Origin of the sequence: Comamonas piscis, assembly GCF_014109725.1 — a bacterium.
GTDB lineage: Bacteria > Pseudomonadota > Gammaproteobacteria > Burkholderiales > Burkholderiaceae_C > Comamonas > Comamonas piscis.
Genome location: NZ_CP058554.1, coordinates 4990165 through 5013084 on the forward strand (window position 1 = coordinate 4990165; position 22920 = coordinate 5013084).

Here is a 22920-nt window from a genome sequence, read left to right on the forward strand (position 1 = left end):
GGCATGGGAGACATTTGGTAGGAAAAGCAAACTCAGGCAAAAACATCGGCCTCGGCAAAGGCCTTGCCTTGCTGGTCCTTGCCCGACAGCTGCGGCTCCAGGCCATTCAACTGCCAATCAATCGACAACTGTGCATCATTCCAGATAATGCAGCGCTCGTGGGCGGGCGCATAGTAATCTGTTGTTTTATAAAGAAACTCAGCCGTTTCACTGAACACCACAAAGCCATGGGCAAAACCGGGCGGAACCCACAACTGGCGTTGGTTTTCATCACTCAGCTCCACCGCCACCCATTGGCCAAATGTGGCCGAGCTTTTGCGGATATCGACGGCGACATCCAGCACCCGCCCCTGCACCACCCGCACCAGCTTGCCTTGGGCCTGCTCTACCTGGTAATGCAGGCCGCGCAGCACACCCCGGCTGCTCTTGCTGTGGTTGTCCTGCACAAAGTCATAGTGCCGGCCCACCGCCGCATCAAAAGCCTGCTGGTTGAAGCTCTCGTAGAAAAAGCCGCGCGTGTCGCCAAACACCTTGGGCTCGATGATCTTGACCTCGGGCAGCGCCGTATCGATGACTTGCATGGCTTTACTCCTTGGGCTCCTGCAGCAGGCGCTGCAGGTACTGGCCGTAGCCGTTCTTGGCCAAGGGCTTGGCCAGCGCGGCCAGTTGCTCGTCGCCGATGTAGCCGCTGCGCCATGCAATTTCTTCCGGGCAGGCAATCTTCAGGCCTTGGCGGCTTTCCAGGGTGGCAATGAACTGGCCCGCATCCAGCAGGCTGTCATGCGTACCGGTATCCAGCCAGGCATAGCCCCGGCCCATGATCTCCACGCTCAGCTGCTCGCGCTCCAAGTACAGGCGGTTCAGGTCCGTGATTTCCAGCTCGCCGCGCGGCGAAGGCTTGAGGCCGCGCGCCAGCTCCACCACCTGGCTGTCGTAGAAATACAGGCCGGTCACTGCATAGTTGCTCTTGGGCTTGGCCGGCTTTTCTTCCAGCGACAGGACCTTGCCTTGTTTGTCAAACTCCGCCACGCCATAGCGCTCGGGGTCGGTCACATGGTAGGCAAACACACTGGCGCCGGTATCGCGCTGCATGGCGCTGCCCAGCAGCTTGTGGAAATCATGGCCATAGAAGATGTTGTCGCCCAGCACCAAGGCGCTGGGTGCGCCGTCCAAAAAGCGCTCGCCAATCAAAAAGGCCTGCGCCAAGCCATCCGGGCTGGGCTGCACCGCGTATTGCAGCTGGATGCCCCACTGGCTGCCATCGCCCAGCAGTTGCTCGAAGCGCGGCGTGTCCTGCGGCGTGCTGATGACCAGGATCTCCTTGATCCCTGCCAGCATCAGCGTGGTCAGCGGGTAGTAGATCATCGGCTTGTCGTACACCGGCAGCAGCTGCTTGCTGACCGCCAGGGTAGCGGGGTGCAGGCGGGTGCCGGAGCCGCCCGCCAAAATAATGCCTTTGCGTGCTTGCGTGGTCATGGTCTACAGAATCTCCTGCAGCATGCGCTGCACGCCGGTCTGCCAGTCAGGCAAATCCAGCGCAAAGCGCTGCTGCAATTTGTGGGTGTTCAATCGGGAATTGTGGGGACGGCGCGCGGGCGTCGGGAAGGCCGAGGTGTCGACCGCCTGCACTTCCTGCGCCGTCAAATTCAGAGCCGGGTTGATCTTGCGCGCCGTTTCCAGCACAAAGCGGGCATAGCGGTTCCAGGTGGTTTCACCACCTGCCACCAGGTGGTAGATACCGCTCAGGTCGTCACCCGATGCCATGGCCGTGCGCAACGCATGCGCCGTCACATCGGCAATCAGGTCAGCACCGGTGGGCGCGCCCCACTGGTCGTCGATGACAGCCAGCTTGTCGCGCTCCTGCGCCAAGCGCAGCATGGTCTTGGCAAAGTTGCCGCCGCGCGCGGCATAGACCCAGCTGGTGCGAAAAATCAGGTGCTTCACGCCGCTGGCGGCGATCTGCTGCTCACCTTCGAGCTTGGTCTGGCCGTAAACCGACAGTGGGCCGGTGGCTTGGTCCTCTTGCCAAGGCTGTTCGCCGCCACCATCGAAAACATAGTCGGTGCTGTAGTGCACGAGCCAAGCGCCCAGCGCTTTGGCCTCGCGCGCCAGCACCGCCACCGCCTCGGCGTTGATGGTGCGGGCAGCATCGGGTTCGCTCTCAGCCTTGTCGACGGCGGTGTAAGCGGCGGCATTGACGATCACATCAGGCGCCAAAGCACGCACCGTCTCGGCCAAAGCCTCGGGGCGCAGCAGGTCGCCACACAGCGGCGCACTGGCGCGGTCCAGCGCCACCACCTCGCCCAGCGGCAGCAGGCTGCGTTGCAGCTCCCACCCGACCTGGCCGTTCTTGCCCAACAACAGTATTTTCATGGCATCTTTCCGGAAGGCGGCCCCAGACATGCAGATGCCCGGCCCGCAAAAATACCGCCCTCAGGCGTATTGCTTGTTGACCCAGTCCTTGTAGTCACCCGACTGCACCTGCGCCACCCAGTCCTGGTGCTCCAGGTACCACTGCACGGTCTTGCGGATGCCGCTGTCAAAGGTTTCCGCCGGCTTCCAGCCCAGCTCCTTCTCCAGCTTGCGCGCATCGATGGCGTAGCGGCGGTCATGGCCAGGGCGGTCCTTCACGTAGCTGATCTGCTCGGCATAGGACTGGCCATCGGCACGTGGACGCTGCGCATCGAGCAGGCTGCAGACATGCTTGACGATTTCGATATTGGGCATCTCGTTCCAGCCGCCCACGTTGTAGGTCTCGCCCAGGCGGCCAGCCTCCAGCACGCGGCGGATAGCGCTGCAGTGGTCCTTGACATAGAGCCAGTCGCGGATCTGCATGCCGTCGCCATACACCGGCAGGTTCTTGCCCGCCAGCGCATTGACGATCATCAGCGGGATCAGCTTCTCGGGGAAATGGTAGGGCCCGTAGTTGTTCGAGCAATTGGTCGTCACCACCGGCAGGCCATAGGTATGGAACCAGGCGCGCACCAGGTGGTCGCTGGCCGCCTTGCTGGCGCTATAGGGGCTGTTGGGCTCGAAGTTATGGGTCTCGGTAAAGGCCGGGTCCTCCTTTTCCAGGCTGCCGTACACCTCATCGGTCGATACGTGCAGAAAGCGGAAGCCGTCCTTGCGCTCGCCGGTCAATCCGCCCCAATAGGCGCGTGCTGCCTCCAGCAGGCGCAGGGTACCGACCACATTGGTTTGGATAAAGTCCTCGGGGCCGTGGATCGAGCGGTCCACATGGCTTTCGGCCGCAAAGTGCACGATGGCGCGCGGCTGGTGCTCGGCCAGCAGCTGGTCCAGCAACGCGCGGTCGCCAATGTCGCCCTGCACAAAATGGTGGCGGCTGTCGCCTTGCAGGCTTGCGAGGTTGTGCAGATTGCCCGCGTAGGTCAGTTTGTCGAGATTGACCACCGGTTCATCCGAACCCGCCAGCCAGTCCAACACAAAATTCGAGCCGATAAAGCCGGCGCCTCCGGTGACGAGAATCATGGTCAGTACAGGTAGTTCAACAAATAACCGTCCATTATCGCATTGCCCTTCAGGCGCATCGGCGGCCCGCTGGCAATAGAGGGCTATGTCTGTAAGCGCATGTGGCGCCGGTCTGCGTCAGCCCTTGGTGCCAAAGCGGCTGTGGGCGATATGCAGCAGGCCGTCAAAAATCAGGTTTTCGACCAACTCAAAAGGCCGGGTCATGCTCGGCATCATCTTCCAGCCGGCACCGCCCGTCATCACGCAGGCAGGCTCCTGCCCGCAGTGGGCCATCACATGCTGCACCATGCGCTCGACCGCGCCAGCAATTGCATAGGTGCCACCGCTGGTCAGCGCATCGCTGGTATTGGTGGGGAAAGGCCGCACCTCGCCCGTCGGCACATGCAAGCCGGCGGTGCCCGACTCAAGGGCCTTGAGCATGATGCCGTGGCCCGGCAGGATCAAGCCGCCCAGAAACTTGCCATCGGCGTCGATGGCTTCGACGGTAACCGCCGTGCCTACCATCACCACCACCACCGGGCGCTGCCGCCCCTGTGCCAGCACATGGTGCCAAGCGCCCACCATCGCCACCCAGCGGTCCGTGCCCAGGCGGCTGGGGTGGTCATAACCATTGCTCAGGCCTGCCTCGGCGGTAGACGAGACCACCCAGTTGGGTGCCAGATCCCAGATATCCATTTGCGTCTGCACCCGGCGGCGCACCACATCGCCGGCCACGACACAGCCCAGCATGTGCTGCGGCTCAGGCAGCTCAGCCCAGCTGCCCTCGGCCAGGCGCTCAATGTTGTCCAAAAACTCCACGCCATGCGCCAGCACAGCGGCGCCAGGTTGTGCTGCGTCATACATCGCCCACTTGAGGCGTGTGTTCCCTACGTCGATGGCCAGAAAATGCATGGGCGGCATTATCGACCCTTTTGCCGCTGCAGCTTGTTGCACGTGCAACATCGACCTGCGCCACGGACGTCCAAACCGCAGTGTGAATTATTTTCAAGCGACTCCGTCTGACTTCATCGCGTTCACAAAAGCCTATATATTGGACAGTTCCTGTAACCAACCCTCTAGGAGTCACCATGGGACTGTTCAGTTTTATCAAGGAAGCCGGCGAAAAATTGTTTGGCGGCAAAGACGCTGCTGCCGCCACGGCACCACAAGACCTGAACGCGGCTGCAGGCGCGGCCATTGAAAAGTACATTGGTACCCAGAACCTGGGCGTGTCCGACGTGAAGGTGGCCTTTGACGCTGGCAAAGTGACCGTGACCGGCGTGGCCCCCACCCAGGCTGCGAAGGAAAAAGTCACGCTGTGCTGCGGCAATGTCTCCAGCGTCAGCGATGTGACCAATGACATGACCGTGACCAACCCCGAGCCAGAAGCCAAGTACTACGACGTGGTCTCGGGCGACACGCTGTCGGGCATTTCCAAGAAGATGTACGGCGATGCCAACAAGTACATGACCATCTTCGAAGCCAATAAGCCCATGCTGAGCGACCCCAACAAGATTTACCCAGGCCAGAAGCTGCGCATCCCCGCGCTGTAATCCAGCCCAACGCCCCAAAGTAAAAATCCCGCATCCGGCTTGGCCGGTGCGGGATTTTTTTAATTAAGCCTGCTGGTCAGTGGGCCTGCGCCTGTTTGAAACGATCCACCAGCAGCCGTAAATCCTGCTCCGCCTTGTAGATCACGGCCAGGTACTCGTGGTTGTTGATGCCCCAGAGCGAGGAATCCATGTCGGTGGTGTGCGCCACCAGGAACGGCAAGGTGGTGACGACCCGCATCTGGGCGCGGCCCTGCAGGTAGCTATCGATGGTGTTGGTGTGCGGGTCGCGGATCGAAGAATCCCATTGCGACAGCGCCTCCAGCGCCGGCTGGGCGTAGATGTTGTGCACCATGCTGGTCATGCGGTCCAGCACCACAAAGGTCTCGCCATCCTGCTCCAGCACTTCCAGCACTTGGGTGCCTGGGTGGATCTTGGCGATCAGGCCGGCAAAGATGTCCCACTCGCCATCATGCGCGGCCAGCCAGCCGTCCACGCGGGCGCGGCGCTGGGCATAGTCGGGCGGCATCTCGACATCGTCTTCCATGATCTCCAGCTGCGTCGCACCGGTTTGCAAGGCCTTGCGTGCCAGGTACTGGTAGCTCATCGCACAGCCCAGCCAGCCAGGGCTGTAGCGCACACCATCAAACACGCTCACCTCCGTCTGCAGGCCCGGCAGGGTCTGTTCGACGAAATGCGCGCGGCGGCGCACCGTCTCGGGCATGCTCAGCACCATGCAGCTGCCTGGCAGCGGTTGCGACACTGTCAGTGCCTCCCACTGCGCCGTATCGATGCGGCCCAGCGCATACAGCGCGCGCAGCACCATGAACTCAAACTGCTGGCCACTGCGGACGATCTCGTCCGCTAGCCCTTGCTGCACCTGCTCAGGCTTCTGCGCTTGCTGCTGCAGCATCTGTTGTACCGCCTGCACCATGGCTTGGGCATCGCCCACCGGCGTCACGCGCAGCGCGGGATTGCTCAGCAAGGCGGCATGCTGGTGGATGTCGGCACTGCTCTCGGTCACCACCGGTGTACCCAAGCTCAGGCATTCATACACCCGCGTGGTCTCCAGCAAGGCGCCTTCGTAATAATGGATATTGACGACCACACGCGCCTGGCGCACGGCTTGGCGCAGTGCGTCGCCAAACAGATTGCCCTCGATGCGCACCGAGAACTGGCGCTGCAAGGCCTGCAGCATCTCCTGGCGGCGCGGCGCGTTGACATCGCCGTAAAAAAGCACATCGCAGCTCGGCTCTACCACCGGCAAAGCGGGCTCGCCGCAACCCTGCAACAGCTGCGAATAGTCAGCCACCCCACCAATCGGCACCAGGAAGGTATGCGGATAGCGGATGCCCTTGGTCTCCAAAAAGGCCAGGTTGGCCGGCGCATAGTCCCAGGCGGACAGCGAGTTTTCCAGAATCGCCAGGTAGTCGTCGGTAAACCAGCGCGGGCTGACGCTTTGCTCCATCTGGAAGACGATGCGCTTCTCGCCGGGCGGCAGCTGCTTGAACATCTGAGGGCATACCACGATGTACATGTCCAGCCCATAGCCTTCGGCAGGCATGTCCTGGAACAGGCTCACCTCAAAACCGGCCTTGCGCAGCACCCGGGCCAGCGCATGGGCGACAAACTGCGTGTGCGCCGTCGCCAAAATGCCGTAGTGGCGGTTGCTGCCGGGCAGCACTGCCACCGCTGGCAGCGGCGCCCCCCGGGCCTGGCGCATCTTGCGGCGCAGCGCATGGCGTGCGCGGCGCAGGCCAGCGGGTTCATACGGTGCCAGTTTTTGCTTGATCCGGAATACGGCGCTCTTGCATTTACGCAGCAAATCGGTGATGCGCCACAGCGGCGAAAGCTGGCGTGCCAGCGCCTGCATCTGCTGGGCCTGCTGCTCGATCTGCCACTGCTTTTGCGCTGCCTCTTGCTGCAGGGCGGCCAGCTTGATGTCCAATTGCGCAATTTGTTGCTGTTGCTGCTGTTGGCGGCTTTCCCACTGCGCCGTCAACCATAGCGTCTGTGCCTGGGCCTGCTCCAACGCATTCTGGCTTTGCTGGGCCTGGGTCTGAGCGCCTTCCAAATGGCCGCGCAGTTGCTGGCGCTCCAGCTCCAGGCTGCGGATATCGCCATCGAGCTTGTCGATCCAGCTATGGCGTTGCTGGCCAGCGGCCTCCAGTGCCTGCATCTGCTGCTGCTTGTCGCCCAGCGCATGCTGCAGCGCCATCAGCTCGGCCTTGGCCTCCAGCCGCGCGCCCAAGGTGGCAAAGCCCCGGCAGGCCTCGCGCTGAAACGCGGCATCACTGCGGTCACAGAGGCGGCGCAACAACGCAGGCTGCTGCGCGCCCACCAGCAGCACGCCCAGACCATTGCTGTGCGGAAAGTGAATGCTGGGGTAGTGCCCCTCCAGTTCCGCCCAGAGCTGGTGCACGCCAAAGTCATCGCGGTGCACATTGCTGTCGTGGAACAGCACCACGCCGCGCTCACTCAACTTGGGCAGCCAGGTCTCAAAATCATGGCGCACGGCTTCATAGGTGTGCAGGCCGTCAATGTGCAGCACATCCACACTGCCATCGGCAAAGCTGGGCAGCGCCTCGTCAAAGCGCATGCGCAGCAAGGTAGAGAACTGGGTGTAGTGCGGGTCATGGGCCTGGCGCAGGCTGGTCAAAATGCCCTCGCCATAGGCACCGGCATGGGCATCGCCCTCCCAGGTATCGATGGCGTAGGTGCGCGTCATCAGCCCCTGCTCGGCAATCGCCTGGCAAAAAGCCAGGTAGGAGATGCCGGAATAAGCGCCAAGCTCCACCAGGCTGCGCGGCTGTGCCACCGCCATCAGCCAAGAGGCGAAAGGTATATGCCCCGCCCAGGGTGCGGGGTGGGTCAGATGGTAGGGCTCCATCAAGGCGGCGGGGAGCAGCCAGCCATCTTCTGCCCGCGCTTGCGCTGGGAGGTCGGTCATACGGTTCATGGGGGAGAGGTTTCCTGTTGCGCCTGGCCGGCTTGCAGCACGATGGACCGCATCGGAATGCCAAGCAGTCCGGTGGCCATGTTGGTGGACTCGGACTTGAAGTGCAGCGCATCCTGTATCCAGTGCTGCTGCACATGGTCGTGCTGCGAGCCATCGGCCAGGGCGACGTCGATCGCGTAATTGCCCACCGGCATGCGGGGCATGTCAAAGCTGAACTCGGCCTGCAGGACCTGGCCGCTGGCACAGACCACCGGCTGGCCCAGGTAGCTCAAATAGCTGTTGTCGCCAAATACGGCCTGGCCAGTGCGGTCCTTGACCACAAAGCCCACGATGGGTGACTGCAACGCCTGGTGGCACTGCGCCTGGATGCGCAAGACCACCGGTTCGCCCCCCACCACCCAGTGCAAGGGGCGTTGTTGCGTGTCCATCAGCCAGGCGCCGGTGATGCGGGCACCGCCCAGGCCAAACGATGGTGCTTCTGGGTTGAAGCGAAATACTTCGATATCGTTGCGCATCGGTTCGGCGCGGAAGAAATCACGCCGCTGGTCATGCCAGGGCAGGCTGGCATCGAACACTGGGGCCGGCGGGGCCGTTTCAGCGACCGGGCCACTGCCCTGCTCGGCCTCATAGCAGGCCTGCATATAGCGGTCGCAGACCTCCTTGGTCGGCCCAATCTGCATCACCTGGCCCTTGTCGATCCAGACCACGCGGTCGCAGAGGCTCTTGATGGCAGCGGTATCGTGGCTGACAAACAGCAAGGTGCCGCGCTCCATGAAGCTGCGCAGAAAACGCATGCACTTCTGGGTGAACACCGCATCACCCACCGCCAACGCCTCGTCTACCACCAGGATATCGGCATCCACATGGGCAATCACCGCAAAGGCCAGCCGCACATACATGCCGCTGGAATAGGTCTTGACCGGCTGGTCGATGAACTCGCCAATATCGGCAAAGGCGGCAATCGAGTCAAAACGCTCGGCGATCTGCGCATCGCTCAAGCCGAGCAGTGCCGCATTCATCGCCACATTGTCGCGGCCAGAAAACTCGGGGTTGAAGCCCGCCCCCAGTTCCAGCAGCGCCGCAATGCGACCATGCGTCTTTACCTCGCCGCAGCTGGGTGCCAAAGTGCCGCAAACCATCTGCAAGAAGGTCGATTTGCCTGAGCCATTGCGGCCGATGATGCCAATCGTCTCGCCCTTGGCCACCTGCAGATCCAGACTGCGCAGCGCCCAGAACTCACGGTGGTAGGGCTTGGGCTCGCGGCCCAGCAGGCGCGAGAGGCGGGGCATCACAAACTGCCGCAAACGGTCGCCGGGGGCATCGTAGATATGAAAGCACTTGCCCAGGCCCTGAACTTCGAGTGCCACAGATTCAGAGGACATCGGCAAATCCCTTGCGCGTCTTCTGGAACCAGGCAAAGCCCAGCCAGGCAACCAGACTGCAGGCCAGTATGCTGATGGCCCAGCCGCTCCAATCAGGCATGCGGCCCCAGATCAGCACGGCGCGCGTCTGTTCAATAAAAAAAGTCAGTGGATTGAGCCACATGACGGTCTGAAAACTGGCGGGCAGCGCATGGACCGGAAAAAAGATGGGAGAGATGAACATCAGCATCGTCGTCATCACGCCGGTGATTTGCTTGAGATCACGCGCAAACACGCCGAGCGACGCAAACAACCAGCCCACGCCCACACTGAGCAGCACCAAGGGCGCCCAGACCAGCGGCAAGAGCAAGGCTGTCAGTGGAATCTTGCCGTTGAGCACCAAGAGTGCCACCAGCAGCACCACCAAGCTGGCCAGCGCCTGGAACAGTGCTGAGCAAACGGCGACGATGACCAGAATCTCCAGCGGAAACACCACGCGCTTGACGTAGTTCACATTGGCCAGCACCAGGTGCGGCGCGCGGTTGAGCACATCGGCAAACAGACCGTAAACGATCAGCCCGGCAAACAGCACCATCGCGAACTGGGTCTTGGACTCCGGCCCCTCGCCCCAGCGCGCCTTGAACACCACCGAGAACACAAAGGTATAAATAACCAACATGCACAGTGGAATAAGCACAGCCCACAGCCAACCGCCGAGCGATCCCTTGAAGCGCTCGCTCACTTCTCGGCGTGTCATCTTGACCACCAAAGGCCAGTGCGCACGCACGCTGGCCACCAAAGCGCATGCAGAGGCAGCGCTGCCCGTTCCGACCGTCAATATGTAACTCCATCCATCATGAGGCGGCCAAGTTTACAGGGACATCGCTATCCCGACTGCCTCGGATGCAGCTCGGTTACAAGCCGCGACGATTACAGATGTCACTGGGACCAGGGCAAACCCTGAAGCCGCCAGCCACCCAACTGGCCGCGCTGGCCTTGGGCATTGGCGTCGCCCTCAAAGCCCTGCAGGATGTTGTAGGCATCCAGCCCCAGCTGGCTGGCGCGCTGGGCGGCGGCTACCGATCGCACACCGCTGCGGCACAGCAGCACGATCTTTTTACCCGGTGTTTTTTGGGCCAATGCCTGCAGCTGGGTATCAAAATCCGGGTTCAGGGCCATGTCCGGCCATTGCTTCCAGGCAATCGCTACCGCGCCCGGTACCTGGCCCACCCATGCGCGTTCGGCATCGGTGCGCACATCCACCAGCACCGCCTGCTGGGTCTGCACCCAGTGCCAGGCCAGCGGCGCACCAATATCACCGGCATAGCCATTGGCGGGCGCAATGGTTTGCTGTTCTGCAGTCAAGCTCATAAGTAGGTCTCCAAAGATTGCGCTTACATAGAGGGTCGGCCCCACAGCGCGCAGCTGACAGGCCTGCGCTTGAACCGCGCGCTATGCCGCCCGGTCCCAGGGCGGGGCCGGTATGTCCTTCAACTGCTGGCGCAGTGCGCGGTGGTCGGGCACCACCTCCGCCACGGTATCCCAAAAACGGGGGCTGTGGTCCATCACCCGCAAATGCGCCAGCTCATGCGCCACCACATAGTCGATCACCGCCGGCGCATAGTGCATCAGCCGCCAGTTCAGGCGGATCGAGCCATCGGACTTGGCGCTGCCCCAGCGCGTCTCGGCACTCGACAGGCGCAGGCTCGTATAGTGCACCTCCAGCAGTGGCGCGAAATGCGCCAGTCGCGCCAGAAAATGCTGGCGCGCACTCTGGACAAACCAGGCCTGCACCAGATCGCGGATCTGCGATGGCCCCGCATGGGGCGGCAACGCCAGGTACAGCCGCGACCTAGCGGTATCCCCCGCTTCCTCGACACGCCATACCGCGCCCGAACGGGCTACGCGCTGCTCGCTGTCCAGCACCAACTGCAGCGGCTGCCCCAGAAAAGGCAGGCTGGCGCCGTCTTCCCAGCGGATGCTGGCGCTCAGGCTGTTGGCGCGGCGGCGCTGCATCTCGGCAATCTTGCGCACAATCCAATCCGCCTTCTCCTGCAGTGCTTCATCAATGCCGGACTGGGTCACCCAGCGGGGTGCGCGCACCACCAGGCCTTCTTCGCCGACCACAAAACCAATGCTGCTGCGCTTGGCCCGCTGCAGCAAATAGGCCACCTTCTGCCCTTGCAGCAGGACGCTGCGATTGGCAGCAGGGTGCGATTGCAGCGAGATGGGACTCGATGTTGGCAGCGCCACAGGCACGGAGGGCTTGGCGACAGGGACAGGGACAGGGACAGGGACAGGGACAGGGACAGGGACAGGGACAGGAACAGGAACAGGCGGCTGTACCGCGACCGGCACCGCCACGGGCGCGGGTGCCGCTGGAGGCAGCTTGATGGGAGCAGTTGCCTGCCTCGGCGCAGCTACTGGGGGCTGCGCAGAGGCAGCGGCCGGCGGCTCGCTGCGTTCCCACAGGTCCAGGGCCATCTGCACCAGGCGACGCACATCAACCATGGCTCAGCCTCGTTCCCACTCGGTACTGCGCTGCAGGCTCAAAGGCAAGCACATCGGCCTCTCCCTATCAAGGCTTGGCAGCGCCACCTGGAGCAGTCGCCACCTGGGCCGGTGCCTGCAGCGCAGGTTTGCCCACATAGGCCTCGGGGTCGAGGCGGCGCATTTCGGACTCGATCCAGTACTCCACCTCAGCCATCAGCTCGTCATGCTTGCGGCCCTGGCTGTCAATGGGCTTGCCCACCGACACATCGACAATGCCGGGCGTCTTCACAAAGGCCTTGCGCGGCCAGCATTTGGCCGAGGTCACCGCAATCGGCACCACCCGGGCACCGGTCATGATCGCCAGGCGCGTGGCACCCGTTTTGTATTCACCACTTTCACCACGCGGAATGCGCGTGCCTTCGGGAAACATGATCACCCAGATGCCCTGGCCCAGCAGGCGCTTGCCCTGCTCCACCACTTTGTGGAAGGCACGGCTGCCATCCTTGCGGTCAATATGGATCATGTCCAGGCTGCCGATCGACCAGCCAAAGAAAGGAATCTTCAGCAGTTCCTTCTTGAACACATAGGCCAGAGGCCGGGGCATGATCGCCGGCATCAAGAAGGTCTCAAAGGTCGACTGGTGCTTGCAGAGCAGCACAACACCCTTGTCGCTGCCAGCTTGGCCGGCAACCGGCAAATTCTCCATGCCTTGCATGCGCACCTGGATGCCGCAAAACCAGCCGGCACTGTCTGCCGACAGCTTGAGCCAGCGGCGCGCCACCGTATAACGGGCCCGGCTGCTGGCACCGCAGACCCGCAGCAACAAGATGGTCAACGTATAGGGAATGACCGTCAGGCTCATGAAGAGCGTATGCAGTATCGATCGGAGCAGTGACATGGATCAAGTAGAAAAGGCAGGAGGACACAGAAGGTCTGGCAACGTGCGGCAGAGGCCAGCAGGGCAGGCTGAACGCCGCGAGCCAGCAAAGGCAGAGAGCAAGACCATCGACCAGTAGCGCGAAACCGGGCGAGGATGCAGCCTGCCCGCAGAAGGCTCTAAATCATATCGGAAGCCAAGCCCCCCGTCCGCAGCCGTCGCAGGGACAGGCCAATCAAGGCCTTTCAAGCAAGGTGTAAAACAGCTATTTTCCCAACGACATCAAAGGATTGCGGTGGATAACTAAGCTGTTTGACGAGAAATTGTGGATAAGCGGCAGTGCTGCAGCGCACCGCACCGCGCATTACGCCGCACCGGAGCAAGCACTTATACACACAATGTGGAAAGCAGACTCCTTAGCACAATATGCAGTAGCTATCGGCAACATGGCCAGCACAAAAAACATAACTCAATGAAAGATATAAATAAAAAAAATTTGTCAGGCAACCACCGAAGCCAACTGACAATGTGTGGTAATTCTGAGCCAGGCCAGGGCGCCGATATTTCAACAAAGTTATCCACAGAAATGTAAATCGCGTATTGATTTCTCTTGTGATTTGCCTTGTGTATAAGTTCTTTGGTTTGTCACAAGGTTGAAGCATCTCTTGGTGCAATCCGGACAAACACCGTACTGCCTAGCCTGGTTACCCCTGCCGGTCAGGTCGTGACGACAGTGCGGCTATCGCTACACTCGGCTCATCTGCATCCCACCCATCACCCCTTGATTCTGCTGTCCATCGCCGTTCACACCCCTGCCTACAGTGCCATCAGCGCGGCCAGTGAACTGCTCACCTACCAAGCCCCGCAAGCCTTGCCCGCCGGCAGTCTGGTGCGCGTGCCGCTGGGCAATCGGGAGGTGCTGGGGGTGGTCTGGGGCCCGGACACCGCATTCTCTGGTGATCTGGCCAAGATCAAACCCATCTCGGCGGTATTGGAGGCCATAGCACCATTGCCCGCAAGTTGGCTGCGTTTAGTGCATTTTGCGGCCCGTTATTACCAACGCAGTTTAGGAGAGATGGCCATCAGCGCATTGCCTCCGGCATTGCGAGACTTGACCGTGGAGCAGCTGGCCCGGCGCCTTAAGCGCAAAAAGCCGGCCGATGCGCATGCGGTGACAGCCGACCAGGCGCTGGCTTTGAGCCCTGAACAGGCAGAAGTTTGCGAGCAGATAGATAAAAATTCCGGACCTTTCCTGCTTTTTGGCAGCACCGGCAGTGGCAAGACCGAGGTCTACCTGCACCAGGCAGAGGCGCTGTTTCAGCGCGATCCTGATGCGCAGGTGCTGGTCATGGTGCCAGAGATCAACCTCACCCCCCAGCTCGAAGCTCGGTTCCAGGCCCGTTTTTCGGCCCGCCTGGGCGAAGGCGCGGTCGTCAGCATGCACAGCGGCATGACGGCGCCCCAGCGCCTCAAAAGCTGGTTGGCCGCCCACACCGGCCAGGCGCGGATTGTGCTGGGTACCCGCATGGCCGTGTTTGCCTCCCTGCCCCACCTGCGTCTGCTGATCGTTGATGAGGAGCATGACGCCAGCTACAAGCAGCAAGAAGCTGCGCGCTACTCCGCACGCGACCTGGCGATCTGGCGCGGCCATGATTTGCAAGCCAAAGTGATACTCGGCTCGGCCACCCCCTCGCTGGAGAGCTGGTGGGCCAGCCGCCCTGCCAGCAGCCAGGATGCCGGTGGTCGCTACTTGCGGCTGGCCATGCCCAGCCGCATCGGTGCCGGCCAGATGCCCCGGCTGCGCCTGGTTGACATGCGCCAGCAGCCGCGCCAGGCGGTGTTTGCGCCAGCCCTGCTGCAGGCCATCACCGAGCGGGTGGAAAGAGGCGAACAGGCCCTTGTGCTGCTCAACCGGCGCGGCTTTGCGCCGGTGCTGTTTTGCGGGGACTGCGGCTGGAAAAGCGACTGCCCGCATTGCAGCGCGCACCAGGTCTTCCACAAGACAGACCGCACGCTGCGCTGCCACCACTGCGGCTTCAGCCAGCGGGTGCCGCTGGCTTGCCCCAGCTGCGGCAACCCGGACATCCTGCCGCTGGGCAAGGGCACCGAGCAGCTGGAAGAAGCCCTGGAGCGCCTGCTGCGCAATGTGCAGCGCCCCGATGGCCAGCCTGCGCGCATCGCCCGCATCGATGCCGACACCACCAAGGCCAAGGGCGCGCTGGAAGAGAAAATCGCCGATGTGCACGCCGGAGATGTCGATGTGCTGGTCGGCACGCAGATGGTCGCCAAAGGCCATGATTTTCGGCGTGTGACTCTGGTCGCCGCCGTGCAGCCCGATGACGCGCTGATGTCCAGCGACTTCCGCGCGCCGGAGCGGCTCTTTTCACTGCTGCTGCAGGCCGCTGGCCGCGCCGGGCGCGATGCCGCCTATGTGGCCGCCCAGGGCAGCGCGGTCGAGATGTGGCTGCAGACCCAGCAGCCCGAGCATGCCGTCTACCAGGCCTTGCGCCGTTGGGACTACAGCGGTTTTGCCGCCCAGCAGCTCCAGGAGCGGCGCGATGCCGCCATGCCGCCCTTTGCCCACCAGGCCATCATCCGTGCCGATGCCCGCTCCCAGCAGGAGGCCCAGGCCTTCTTGCGCGCCGCCTCCGAATTGGCCCAGAGCCAGCAGTTGCTGCAAGGCAGCGAGGTATTTGTCTATCCACCGATTCCGTTGTCCATACAGCGGGTGGCCAATGTGGAGCGCGCCCAGATGCTCATCGAAAGCCCCTCACGCAAGGCTTTGCAGCAATTCCTGCGTGCCTGGCAGCCTTGTCTGCACTGGCTGCGCGCGCATCCCGAGCACAAGGGCCTGGTGCGCTGGCTGGTCGATGTGGACCCGCAGGCGATCTAAGACGAAAAGCCTTAAACCAGCCAGGTCACCGCCGCAGAAAAGCTCACAAAGGCCAGCGCCGTGCTAACGAGGATGATGTGCGCAATGCGGCCGTTGTGCGCACCATAGCGGCCGGCCAGCAAGGTCACATTGCTGGCGCTCGGCAGCGCAGCGACCAAGGCCACCACCAAGAGCGCGAACCGGTCGATCGGCAGGCCGGCGGCGATGGCGGCATGGCCCAAACCCAGCACCAGGAGCGGATGCACAAAAAGTTTGACCAGTGCCAGCGGCACATAGCTGGCGGGGGCGGCGTACTCCTCCTCCACCATCTTGGATCGGGCCAGCACGGCACCCACGGCAAACAGCGCCACCGGGGTGGCGGCACTGGCCAGCAGGCCAGCCGTCTGGTCCAGCGCCTGGGGCAAGCTCCACTCCATGTACGAGGCCAGCGCGCCCAGCAAGATAGCCCAGGGCATGGGATTGGTGACCACCCCCTTGAGCGCCTTGCGCAACGCCGCCCCGGCATTGCCTGCGGCCCCATCCATGCGCGACAGCGCCAGGCACAGCGAGGTGGTGAACACCATGTCCACCAGCATGGTGACGATGGCGGGGCCCGCCGCTGCATGGCCCAGCAGCGCCACCAACAGCGGCAAGCCCATGAACCCGGTGTTGGGGAAGGCCGTGACCAGCGCGCCGAAGGCGCTGTTGTTCCAGTCCCTGCCGCGCAGGTGCGAGGCCGCCACGCAGCCAGCCACCAGCAGCAACTGGCACAGCACATACAGCAGCAAGATCGGCAGGTTCATCAGCTGCGCAAAGGGCAGCGACGAGCCGGCTTTGAACAGCATGCAGGGGAGCGCGAAATACAGCACAAAGGCATTCACGCCCGCAATCGCCGGCAGCGGGAAAATGCCGCGCCGTGTGGCCACAAAGCCGCACAGAACCAGCGCAAAAAACGGAAAGGTGACTTGAAAGACGGACAGCACGGCTCGATTGTGCCCAGAATGCGCCAGCGCGGATGTAGCGCGAGGGACCGGCAGCAAGCCGCCCGGTCCACCCAAAGAAAAGACCAGCCATGCGCATGGCCAGTCTTGCTAAGCCCGGGTCCAGCATAGCGCCGGATCGGAGCCTAAAACAACCTAAATCGCTTAGATCGTCACCAATTTTTCGACTTCGGCGCATTTGCGCCGGGCCAGCGCCAGGTTGCTGCGCTGCTTGTCCAGAACCAGGTACAGGAACAGGCCTTCCTTCAAGGCCACCGGGCGGATGATGTGGTACTGCGAGCCCAGGGTGATCAGGATGTCGTCGATGGAGTCTTGCAGACCCAGTGACTTCATCGTCTTGAGCTTGGCACGCACCACCTCGGTATTGCCCGCAGCGGCCAGTTCCAGGTCCAGGCCGGATCCGGCACTGCCCAGCAGCATGCCGCTGCCACTGTCCACCAAGGCGGCGCACATTGCGCCATCAACCGTCAATAGTTGCGTCAACGTTTCTTGAACCGATGCCATCACACTCCCCCTTCGCACACTGGCGGTTTATCGTGACCGCCGCATGCAGCCAGTGCAGCGCATGCGCGGCTCTCTCACAGCAGGATGCCGGCCACCGCCGGCAGTGCCATCAGACTTTATTCATTTCGGCGCCCACTTCGGCCGCCGCCCACAGCACGCGGCCGAGGATCGCATTGGTATCGAGCACCATGCACAAAATGCAAGGAAACTCGGACGTCACCGACTGGAACACCACGACGCCGCTCTCGGTCTCGAAGGTCAGGCGCTTGCAGCCGGTGTGGTTGATCTCCCGACCCACCGCACGTGCCATGGCCATCAAGGAGCCCGCCATCGCCGACAGGCGGTTGAGCTGCAACTCGCTGTTCGTGCGCAAGGACGCAATTTCAAATCCATCGGGGGTGCTGAGCAAGGCAACGCGCACACCATCGACAGGACCAATAAGCTTATCAAGTGCCTGCTGGCCTGCCTTGACGACCTGGGCAGGGATCAGAGGTTGTGATGCAGTCATGAATTCTCGCTTTGCAGAGACAGCATGGAAACTAGTACGCTCATCGCATCCAGCAGCTGCCCACGGTCGCGCGGGTCCGCTTCCAGAATGGGAATCACCCCATGGCCAGCAGAATACACGCCTTGGGCGAATGTTTCAATTTGTTCTGTTGTTGCAGCGCGTGCGCTCAGCACCAGCGTGACAGGCGGCTGGGGCAGTTGCCGGATTTCATCGAGGATATGGTTGGTCTCAGCCAGACTGCCTGGCGTGTTCACATCGGTCATGATGAAAACGCCCATCGACACCGACAGCACCCACTGCCGCACAAAGCTGAAGCGCTCCTGGCCCGGGCAGCCGCAGATCTGCACGACATCACCGCCGCCCAGATCGATCTCGCCGAACTCGGTACCCACCGTGGTGAGCTCCTTGCTGTGGGCCGCCAGATCCAGGTTACGGACATCGGAGCTGGACATCAGCGAGCCGCAGAGCGAACGCACGGCCGTCGTCTTGCCAATACCCATTGGCCCACACAGCGCTATGCGTGGCATCTTGTGCGGCCCTGCTCCGCCTGATTCTTGGTTCATCCCGGCTTACCTCCCCCTCGTATCCATCGGCCTAAACGGCTAAGCAAACCTTTGGAGTGTAGCGGCTCGCGAGGATGGGAAGGGGAAGAAGCGGCAGGAATTGCTGGCTGGGCGACGCCGCGCAGCACGCCACGGCGGCCCAGCTCTACCAGGAGGCCACGCGCCATCATGTTGTCCAACCCGCTGTGCAGGCAGAGCTGGGCGATGGACACCGGCTCACGCGAGAGCAGCGCCAGCGCACGGATGCAGGCGCCGGTATTGAAGGGTGCACCCACCGACACCCAGGACTTGAGCTGGTAGCGGAACTCCTGGCGGGCCGAGGGCGCAGGCTCGGCAGCGGCCTGCTCCGAGGCATGGCGGATGACCTTATTGCGCGCATCCCAGTCGAGCAGAAAGACCGCTGCGCGGTCGAACATGTCGATCAAGTCGCTCAGGGTGTAGTCCACCTCCAGGCGGCCCACCCAGGTCGCGCTATCGAGCATCGCGGTTCTCACCTGCCCGATGCAGACGACACAGGGCGCCTTGCCCAGCGAGGAGATGGCGTCGGCCATGCCCTGGTCCAGCACAATCAGCTGGGCACGGTCGCGCGGCACTTCCTTCCAGGGAAGCACCGATTTGCGTGACGCCACGCCATACAGCTGCACAAAGCGGTGGCGGCTGCTGGGGGTCAGCAATTCTGCGGAAATACCGGCGGTCTGCATGGCGCTTGTTTCAGACTTTTATTGGCTTAATTAATAGGGTTTGCCACTTGGCCGCAGCAATGCTATCGGCATTCTAAAAGCTTGCTCACCAGACGCAAGCATTTCCCCGGTGGTTTTACCATCTGCTCTACATTCATTGACAATTCCAAGTTATCTGTGGTTTTTTGTGTAAGCAAACATGTAAAAACCAATGTCCTGAATCTGCAGCCGCGCGCCATTGCGGCTATTCTTCAGCGCTTTCCTCGTTGATCTGCAAAGGTTCTCTCGCCACCATGGCCGCTGGTCTCAATCTCGCCCAACTACAAGCCGTGCATTACACCCAAGGCCCTTGCCTGGTGCTGGCCGGCGCCGGATCAGGCAAGACCCGGGTGATCACCCACAAGATCGCGCGCCTGATCGAGACCGGCATGGCGCCGCGCAAGATTGCCGCCATCACCTTCACCAACAAGGCGGCGGCGGAGATGCGCGAGCGTGCCAAGAGCCTGATTGGCCGCCAGGCCAAGGATGTACTGGTCTGCACCTTCCACGCGCTGGGCGTCAAGATGGTGCGCGAGGACGGCCATGTGCTGGGCCTCAAGCCGCAGTTCAGCATTCTCGACAGCGATGATGTGGTGGGCATCATCAAGGATGCAGCCGGCGGCACTGCCGATGTGGCCACCGCCCGCCAGTGGCAGTGGACCATCAGCAAGTGGAAGAACATGGGCCTCGATTACAAAGAGGCGCTGGCCCTGGCTGCGGATGACAACGAACGCGCCATTGCCGTCATCATGCAGCGCTATGAAGAGCGGCTGACCGCTTACCAGAGCGTGGACTTTGACGACCTGATCGGCATGCCGCTGCGCCTGCTGCGCGACCACGCCGAGGTGCGCGCCAAATGGCAGGCCCACCTCGGCCATGTGCTGGTCGACGAATACCAGGACACCAATGCCACCCAGTACGAGCTGCTCAAGCTGCTGGTGGGCGAGCGCGGCCACCTCACCGCCGTGGGCGATGACGACCAGAGCATCTACGGCTGGCGCGGTGCCACCCTGGACAACCTCAAGAAGCTGCCGGTCGACTACCCCCAGCTCAAGGTCATCAAGCTGGAGCAGAACTACCGCTCGACCAGCGCCATCCTGCGCGCGGCCAACAATGTGATCCAGCCCAACCCCAAGCTGTTTCCCAAGACCTTGTTCTCCGAGCTGGGCGAAGGCGAGCCGGTGCGCATTGTCGATTGCGACTCCGAAGAGCATGAGGCCGAACGCGCCGTCGCACGCATCCTGGGCCTGCGCGCTGGCGCCAACCCGCCGCCGGACTGGAAGAACTTCGCCATCCTCTACCGTGCCAACCACCAGGCCAAGCCTTTTGAGAAGGCCTTGCGCAAGGCCAATGTGCCTTACAAGGTCTCGGGGGGTACCAGCTTTTTTGACCGCGCCGAAATCCGCGATCTCTGCGCCTGGTTCCGGCTGTGGATCAACAACGACGACGACCCGGCATTTCTGCGCGCCATCACCAACCCTAAGCGCGGCATCGGCCACACCACCTTGGGCCGCCTGGGGGAGTTCTCCAAATCCCACCGCTGCAGCATGTTTGGCGCCTTGTTCAATTCCATGCTGGAAGACGCCATGCCGGCCAAGGGACGCGAGAGCTTGCTGGAGTTTGGCCGCTATATCAACGACCTGGAATACCGCGCCCGGCAGACCCGGGGCGCCGAAGAATCGCTGGCCTTCTTGCTCGACTGGCTCAAGGAAATCGGCTACGAGCAGCACCTGCACGATGCCGAAGACAGCGAAAAAGTGGCCGCCGCCCGCTGGACCAATGTGCTGGAGTTCTGCGACTGGATGGCCCAGCGTGCCGGCGGCAAGACCACGACCAGCGCCGACACCACGACGGTGAGCGAGGCCAAGAGCCTGCTTGAAGTCTCACAGACCATCGCCCTGCTCTCCACCATCAGCGAGCGCGAGAAAGAGCAGGACATGGTCATCCTGTCCACCTTGCATGCCAGCAAGGGCCTGGAATGGCCGCATGTGACGCTGATCGGCGTCAACGAAGGCTTGCTGCCCTTCAAGCTGGACGACGACGATGGCCGCCAGCAAAAAGTCAGCGACGACACCGCCCAGCGGCTGCAGGAAGAGCGCCGTCTGATGTATGTCGGTATCACACGCGCCCAGCGCTCCTTGGCCGTGAGCTGGACCAAGCGCCGCAAAAAAGGCCGCGAACTGGTAGCGGCTATGCCCAGCCGCTTTATCGCCGAGATGGGGCTGGACAACAGCACCGCCCGCGAAGACCCGCGCGAGAAGCTGCGCCAACTGCGCGAAGAGTTTGCGCGCAAGGCCCAGAGCAGCGCCGCCGCCAGCCCCGATGCCCCTTGAATACCCATGACCAAGACCCTGATCCTGACCGCCTTTTGCGCTGCAATGACCAGCGCCTGCACCACAACCCCTGCCCCACGCCCCGCCTGCCCCACGGCGCTGCAAATGGAGCAGCCCGAGCTGCTCGGCCGCTGGCAAGCGGATCTGCCGGGTCTGCCCGGCCCTGTCAGCCTGCAGCTGGGCCCGCACCCTGAATGGAATGGCACCGTCAAAGGCCAGATCCAGCGGCCCGGCGGCAGCGCCATCGTGGTCGGTGATGTGGACAAGGGCAAGCTGACGATGGAAGAGTCGGCCGACGGCAAAAAAGTCTCGGGCACCTGGCTGGGTGAGGTGGTCGACGGCAGCTGCGGCCGCGAGATCCGGGGCGAATGGTTGGATGCGAACGACAACAGCCACGCCTTCGTCATGCGCAAGCCACCGAAAACCGCAGAATAAACGCAATAATATGTTTCCGCGCCGCCATCCCAGCCACGCGTCCTACCTCCCTCCTCGACCATGACAACAACGAAATTCCTGCGCTCGCCAGCCCCTCTGGCGGCGAGCCTGCTGATGGCCGGCCTGCCGCTCGGCGGCTTTGCGCAAACGCCGGCAGTGGCCAGCGGCTCGGTAGCACCTTCCAACGTGTGGCAGCAATGCACGGCGCTGAGCGATGGCCCCGCCCGCCTGGCCTGCTTTGACCAATGGGCGCAGCGGCAGTCGCAGCAGCCCCTGGTCAGCCAGCAGGCGCAGCCTGCCACCACACCGCCCGCCTCGGCCAATGTCATGCAGGGCCTGACGCCACCGGCCGGCGCGCTGGCCGCAGCCGACCTGCCTGCCCCCATTGGCGGCTGCCGCGATGATGGCTACACCGAAATGTCTCGTTTCTGGGAGCTGGAAGCCGGCACCGACTGCGGCACCTTCAGCTTCCGTGGCTACCGGCCACTGTCGGTATCGGTCGCCGTGGGCGACAAGGTCAACCGCCAGCCCAGCTCGCTCAACCCCGTCAACTCGGCCACCACCGAGACCGATTACCAAAAGCAGGAAATGCGCATCCAGCTGTCGGTGCGTACCAAGCTGGCGCAAAACCTGTTGACCGATCCGAATGGCAAACTGCGGGATTCGCTGTGGATCGGCTACACCGGCCTGTCCTACTGGCAGGTGTTCAACTCGGACCTGTCGCGCCCTTTCCGCACGACTGACCACCAGCCTGAGATCTTCTACATCTACCCCACTACCGCCCAGCTGCCCTTTGGCTGGCGTTGGCGCTACAGCGGCATTGGCCTGGAGCACCAGTCCAATGGCCAGAGCGATCCGCTGTCGCGCAGCTGGAACCGAACCTACCTGATGACCGGTTTCGAGCTGGACAACCGCTGGCAGCTGCAGGCCAAGATCTGGCACCGCATCAAGGAAAGCGCGGAAGACGACAACAACCCCAACATCCAGAACTACATCGGCCGCAGCGAGCTGAAACTGGGCTGGAACGTCAACCAACGCAACTGGATGGGTGTGACCGCGCGCGGCTCACTCAACGGCCATGGCAAGGGCTCTGGCCGTGTCGAATGGATGCACACCCTGGGCGAAGGCTGGATGGGCGGCAAGAGCAATCTGCGCCTGCATGCCCAGGTCTTCCACGGCTATGGCGACAGCCTGATCGACTACAACTACAAGCGCACCGTGTTCTCGCTGGGCTTTAGCCTGCTGGACTTCTAAGAGTCTGCTGAAAGCAAAGAACG

21 protein-coding genes are annotated in these 22920 nt (G+C 62.5%); 5 read left to right on the top strand and 16 right to left on the bottom strand.

The features are described from left to right. Positions 1-32 precede the first annotated feature (32 nt). The 5 genes from rfbC to HS961_RS22540 all read right to left on the bottom strand — a co-directional run bounded on the left by rfbC (position 33) and on the right by HS961_RS22540 (position 4380). Positions 33-581: a dTDP-4-dehydrorhamnose 3,5-epimerase gene (gene rfbC, locus HS961_RS22520; protein WP_182325638.1), complete on the bottom strand. Its 549-nt coding sequence runs from the start codon at positions 579-581 to the stop codon at positions 33-35. A 4-nt stretch (positions 582-585) separates the two neighbouring features. Further along, on the bottom strand, positions 586-1476 hold the full coding sequence (gene rfbA, locus HS961_RS22525) for a glucose-1-phosphate thymidylyltransferase RfbA (RefSeq protein WP_182325639.1): 891 nt from the start codon (positions 1474-1476) through the stop codon (positions 586-588). Positions 1477-1479: 3 nt separating this feature from the next. Beyond that, positions 1480-2373 carry a dTDP-4-dehydrorhamnose reductase gene (rfbD, locus tag HS961_RS22530; RefSeq protein ID WP_182325640.1) on the bottom strand — a complete coding sequence of 298 codons (894 nt, stop codon included), beginning with the start codon at positions 2371-2373 and terminating at the stop codon, positions 1480-1482. A gap of 60 nt (positions 2374-2433) precedes the next feature. Further along, positions 2434-3489 carry a dTDP-glucose 4,6-dehydratase gene (rfbB, locus tag HS961_RS22535; protein WP_182325641.1) on the bottom strand — a complete coding sequence of 352 codons (1056 nt, stop codon included), beginning with the start codon at positions 3487-3489 and terminating at the stop codon, positions 2434-2436. A 117-nt stretch (positions 3490-3606) separates the two neighbouring features. Continuing rightward, a complete protein-coding gene (locus HS961_RS22540; RefSeq protein ID WP_182325642.1) occupies positions 3607-4380 on the bottom strand; it encodes a type III pantothenate kinase in 774 nt (257 codons plus the stop codon). 176 nt (positions 4381-4556) lie between these two features. Between HS961_RS22540 and lysM the strand changes: the two genes are divergently transcribed. After that, positions 4557-5021: a peptidoglycan-binding protein LysM gene (gene lysM / locus HS961_RS22545; RefSeq protein ID WP_182325643.1), complete on the top strand. Its 465-nt coding sequence runs from the start codon at positions 4557-4559 to the stop codon at positions 5019-5021. A 76-nt stretch (positions 5022-5097) separates the two neighbouring features. Here lysM and HS961_RS22550 read toward each other — a convergent pair whose 3' ends face one another. The 6 genes from HS961_RS22550 to HS961_RS22575 form a co-directional block, all read right to left on the bottom strand. Further along, positions 5098-7968, bottom strand: coding sequence for a class I SAM-dependent methyltransferase (locus tag HS961_RS22550; RefSeq protein ID WP_182325644.1), 2871 nt, complete (start codon positions 7966-7968; stop codon positions 5098-5100). A gap of 5 nt (positions 7969-7973) precedes the next feature. Further along, entirely contained in the window at positions 7974-9359 is a 1386-nt protein-coding gene (locus HS961_RS22555; RefSeq protein ID WP_182325645.1) for an ABC transporter ATP-binding protein, read from the bottom strand. Further along, positions 9349-10095 (bottom strand): ABC transporter permease, encoded by a 747-nt coding sequence (locus tag HS961_RS22560; RefSeq protein ID WP_182325646.1) that lies wholly within the window; start codon positions 10093-10095, stop codon positions 9349-9351. Before HS961_RS22560 ends, HS961_RS22555 begins: the two co-directional genes overlap by 11 nt. A 182-nt stretch (positions 10096-10277) precedes the next feature. Beyond that, positions 10278-10709 (bottom strand): rhodanese-like domain-containing protein, encoded by a 432-nt coding sequence (locus HS961_RS22565; RefSeq protein WP_182325647.1) that lies wholly within the window; start codon positions 10707-10709, stop codon positions 10278-10280. Between the two features lie 81 nt (positions 10710-10790). Further along, a complete protein-coding gene (locus HS961_RS22570) occupies positions 10791-11597 on the bottom strand; it encodes a SprT family zinc-dependent metalloprotease (RefSeq protein ID WP_327012008.1) in 807 nt (268 codons plus the stop codon). 319 nt (positions 11598-11916) lie between these two features. Further along, on the bottom strand, positions 11917-12729 hold the full coding sequence (locus HS961_RS22575; protein ID WP_182325648.1) for a lysophospholipid acyltransferase family protein: 813 nt from the start codon (positions 12727-12729) through the stop codon (positions 11917-11919). Between the two features lie 763 nt (positions 12730-13492). Here HS961_RS22575 and priA point away from each other — a divergent pair. Next, the gene (gene priA, locus HS961_RS22580) at positions 13493-15601 is read left to right on the top strand and encodes a replication restart helicase PriA (RefSeq protein WP_182328394.1); all 2109 of its coding nucleotides are present in this window, start codon (positions 13493-13495) and stop codon (positions 15599-15601) included. An 11-nt stretch (positions 15602-15612) separates the two neighbouring features. Here priA and HS961_RS22585 read toward each other — a convergent pair whose 3' ends face one another. From HS961_RS22585 to HS961_RS22605, 5 genes are all read right to left on the bottom strand, one after another. After that, positions 15613-16563 carry an AEC family transporter gene (locus tag HS961_RS22585; RefSeq protein WP_182325649.1) on the bottom strand — a complete coding sequence of 317 codons (951 nt, stop codon included), beginning with the start codon at positions 16561-16563 and terminating at the stop codon, positions 15613-15615. A gap of 162 nt (positions 16564-16725) precedes the next feature. Then, positions 16726-17085, bottom strand: coding sequence for a hypothetical protein (locus HS961_RS22590; protein WP_182325650.1), 360 nt, complete (start codon positions 17083-17085; stop codon positions 16726-16728). 109 nt (positions 17086-17194) lie between these two features. Then, positions 17195-17593, bottom strand: a complete 399-nt coding sequence (locus HS961_RS22595) for a roadblock/LC7 domain-containing protein (RefSeq protein ID WP_021028992.1) — start codon at positions 17591-17593, stop codon at positions 17195-17197. Continuing rightward, entirely contained in the window at positions 17590-18156 is a 567-nt protein-coding gene (locus HS961_RS22600; protein ID WP_182325651.1) for a GTP-binding protein, read from the bottom strand. The genes HS961_RS22595 and HS961_RS22600 overlap by 4 nt, the downstream gene beginning before the upstream one ends. Continuing rightward, complete coding sequence (locus HS961_RS22605) at positions 18153-18857, bottom strand: hypothetical protein (protein ID WP_182325652.1); 705 nt, start codon at positions 18855-18857, stop codon at positions 18153-18155. The genes HS961_RS22600 and HS961_RS22605 overlap by 4 nt, the downstream gene beginning before the upstream one ends. A gap of 272 nt (positions 18858-19129) precedes the next feature. Here HS961_RS22605 and HS961_RS22610 point away from each other — a divergent pair, with 272 nt between their 5' ends. The 3 genes from HS961_RS22610 to HS961_RS22620 are packed head-to-tail and all read left to right on the top strand — an operon-like array spanning position 19130 to position 22897. Then, positions 19130-21208 (top strand): ATP-dependent helicase, encoded by a 2079-nt coding sequence (locus tag HS961_RS22610; RefSeq protein WP_182325653.1) that lies wholly within the window; start codon positions 19130-19132, stop codon positions 21206-21208. 6 nt (positions 21209-21214) lie between these two features. Continuing rightward, a complete protein-coding gene (locus HS961_RS22615; RefSeq protein ID WP_182325654.1) occupies positions 21215-21643 on the top strand; it encodes a hypothetical protein in 429 nt (142 codons plus the stop codon). A 60-nt stretch (positions 21644-21703) separates the two neighbouring features. Then, the gene (locus HS961_RS22620; protein WP_182325655.1) at positions 21704-22897 is read left to right on the top strand and encodes a phospholipase A; all 1194 of its coding nucleotides are present in this window, start codon (positions 21704-21706) and stop codon (positions 22895-22897) included. The last annotated feature ends 23 nt before the right edge of the window (positions 22898-22920 follow it).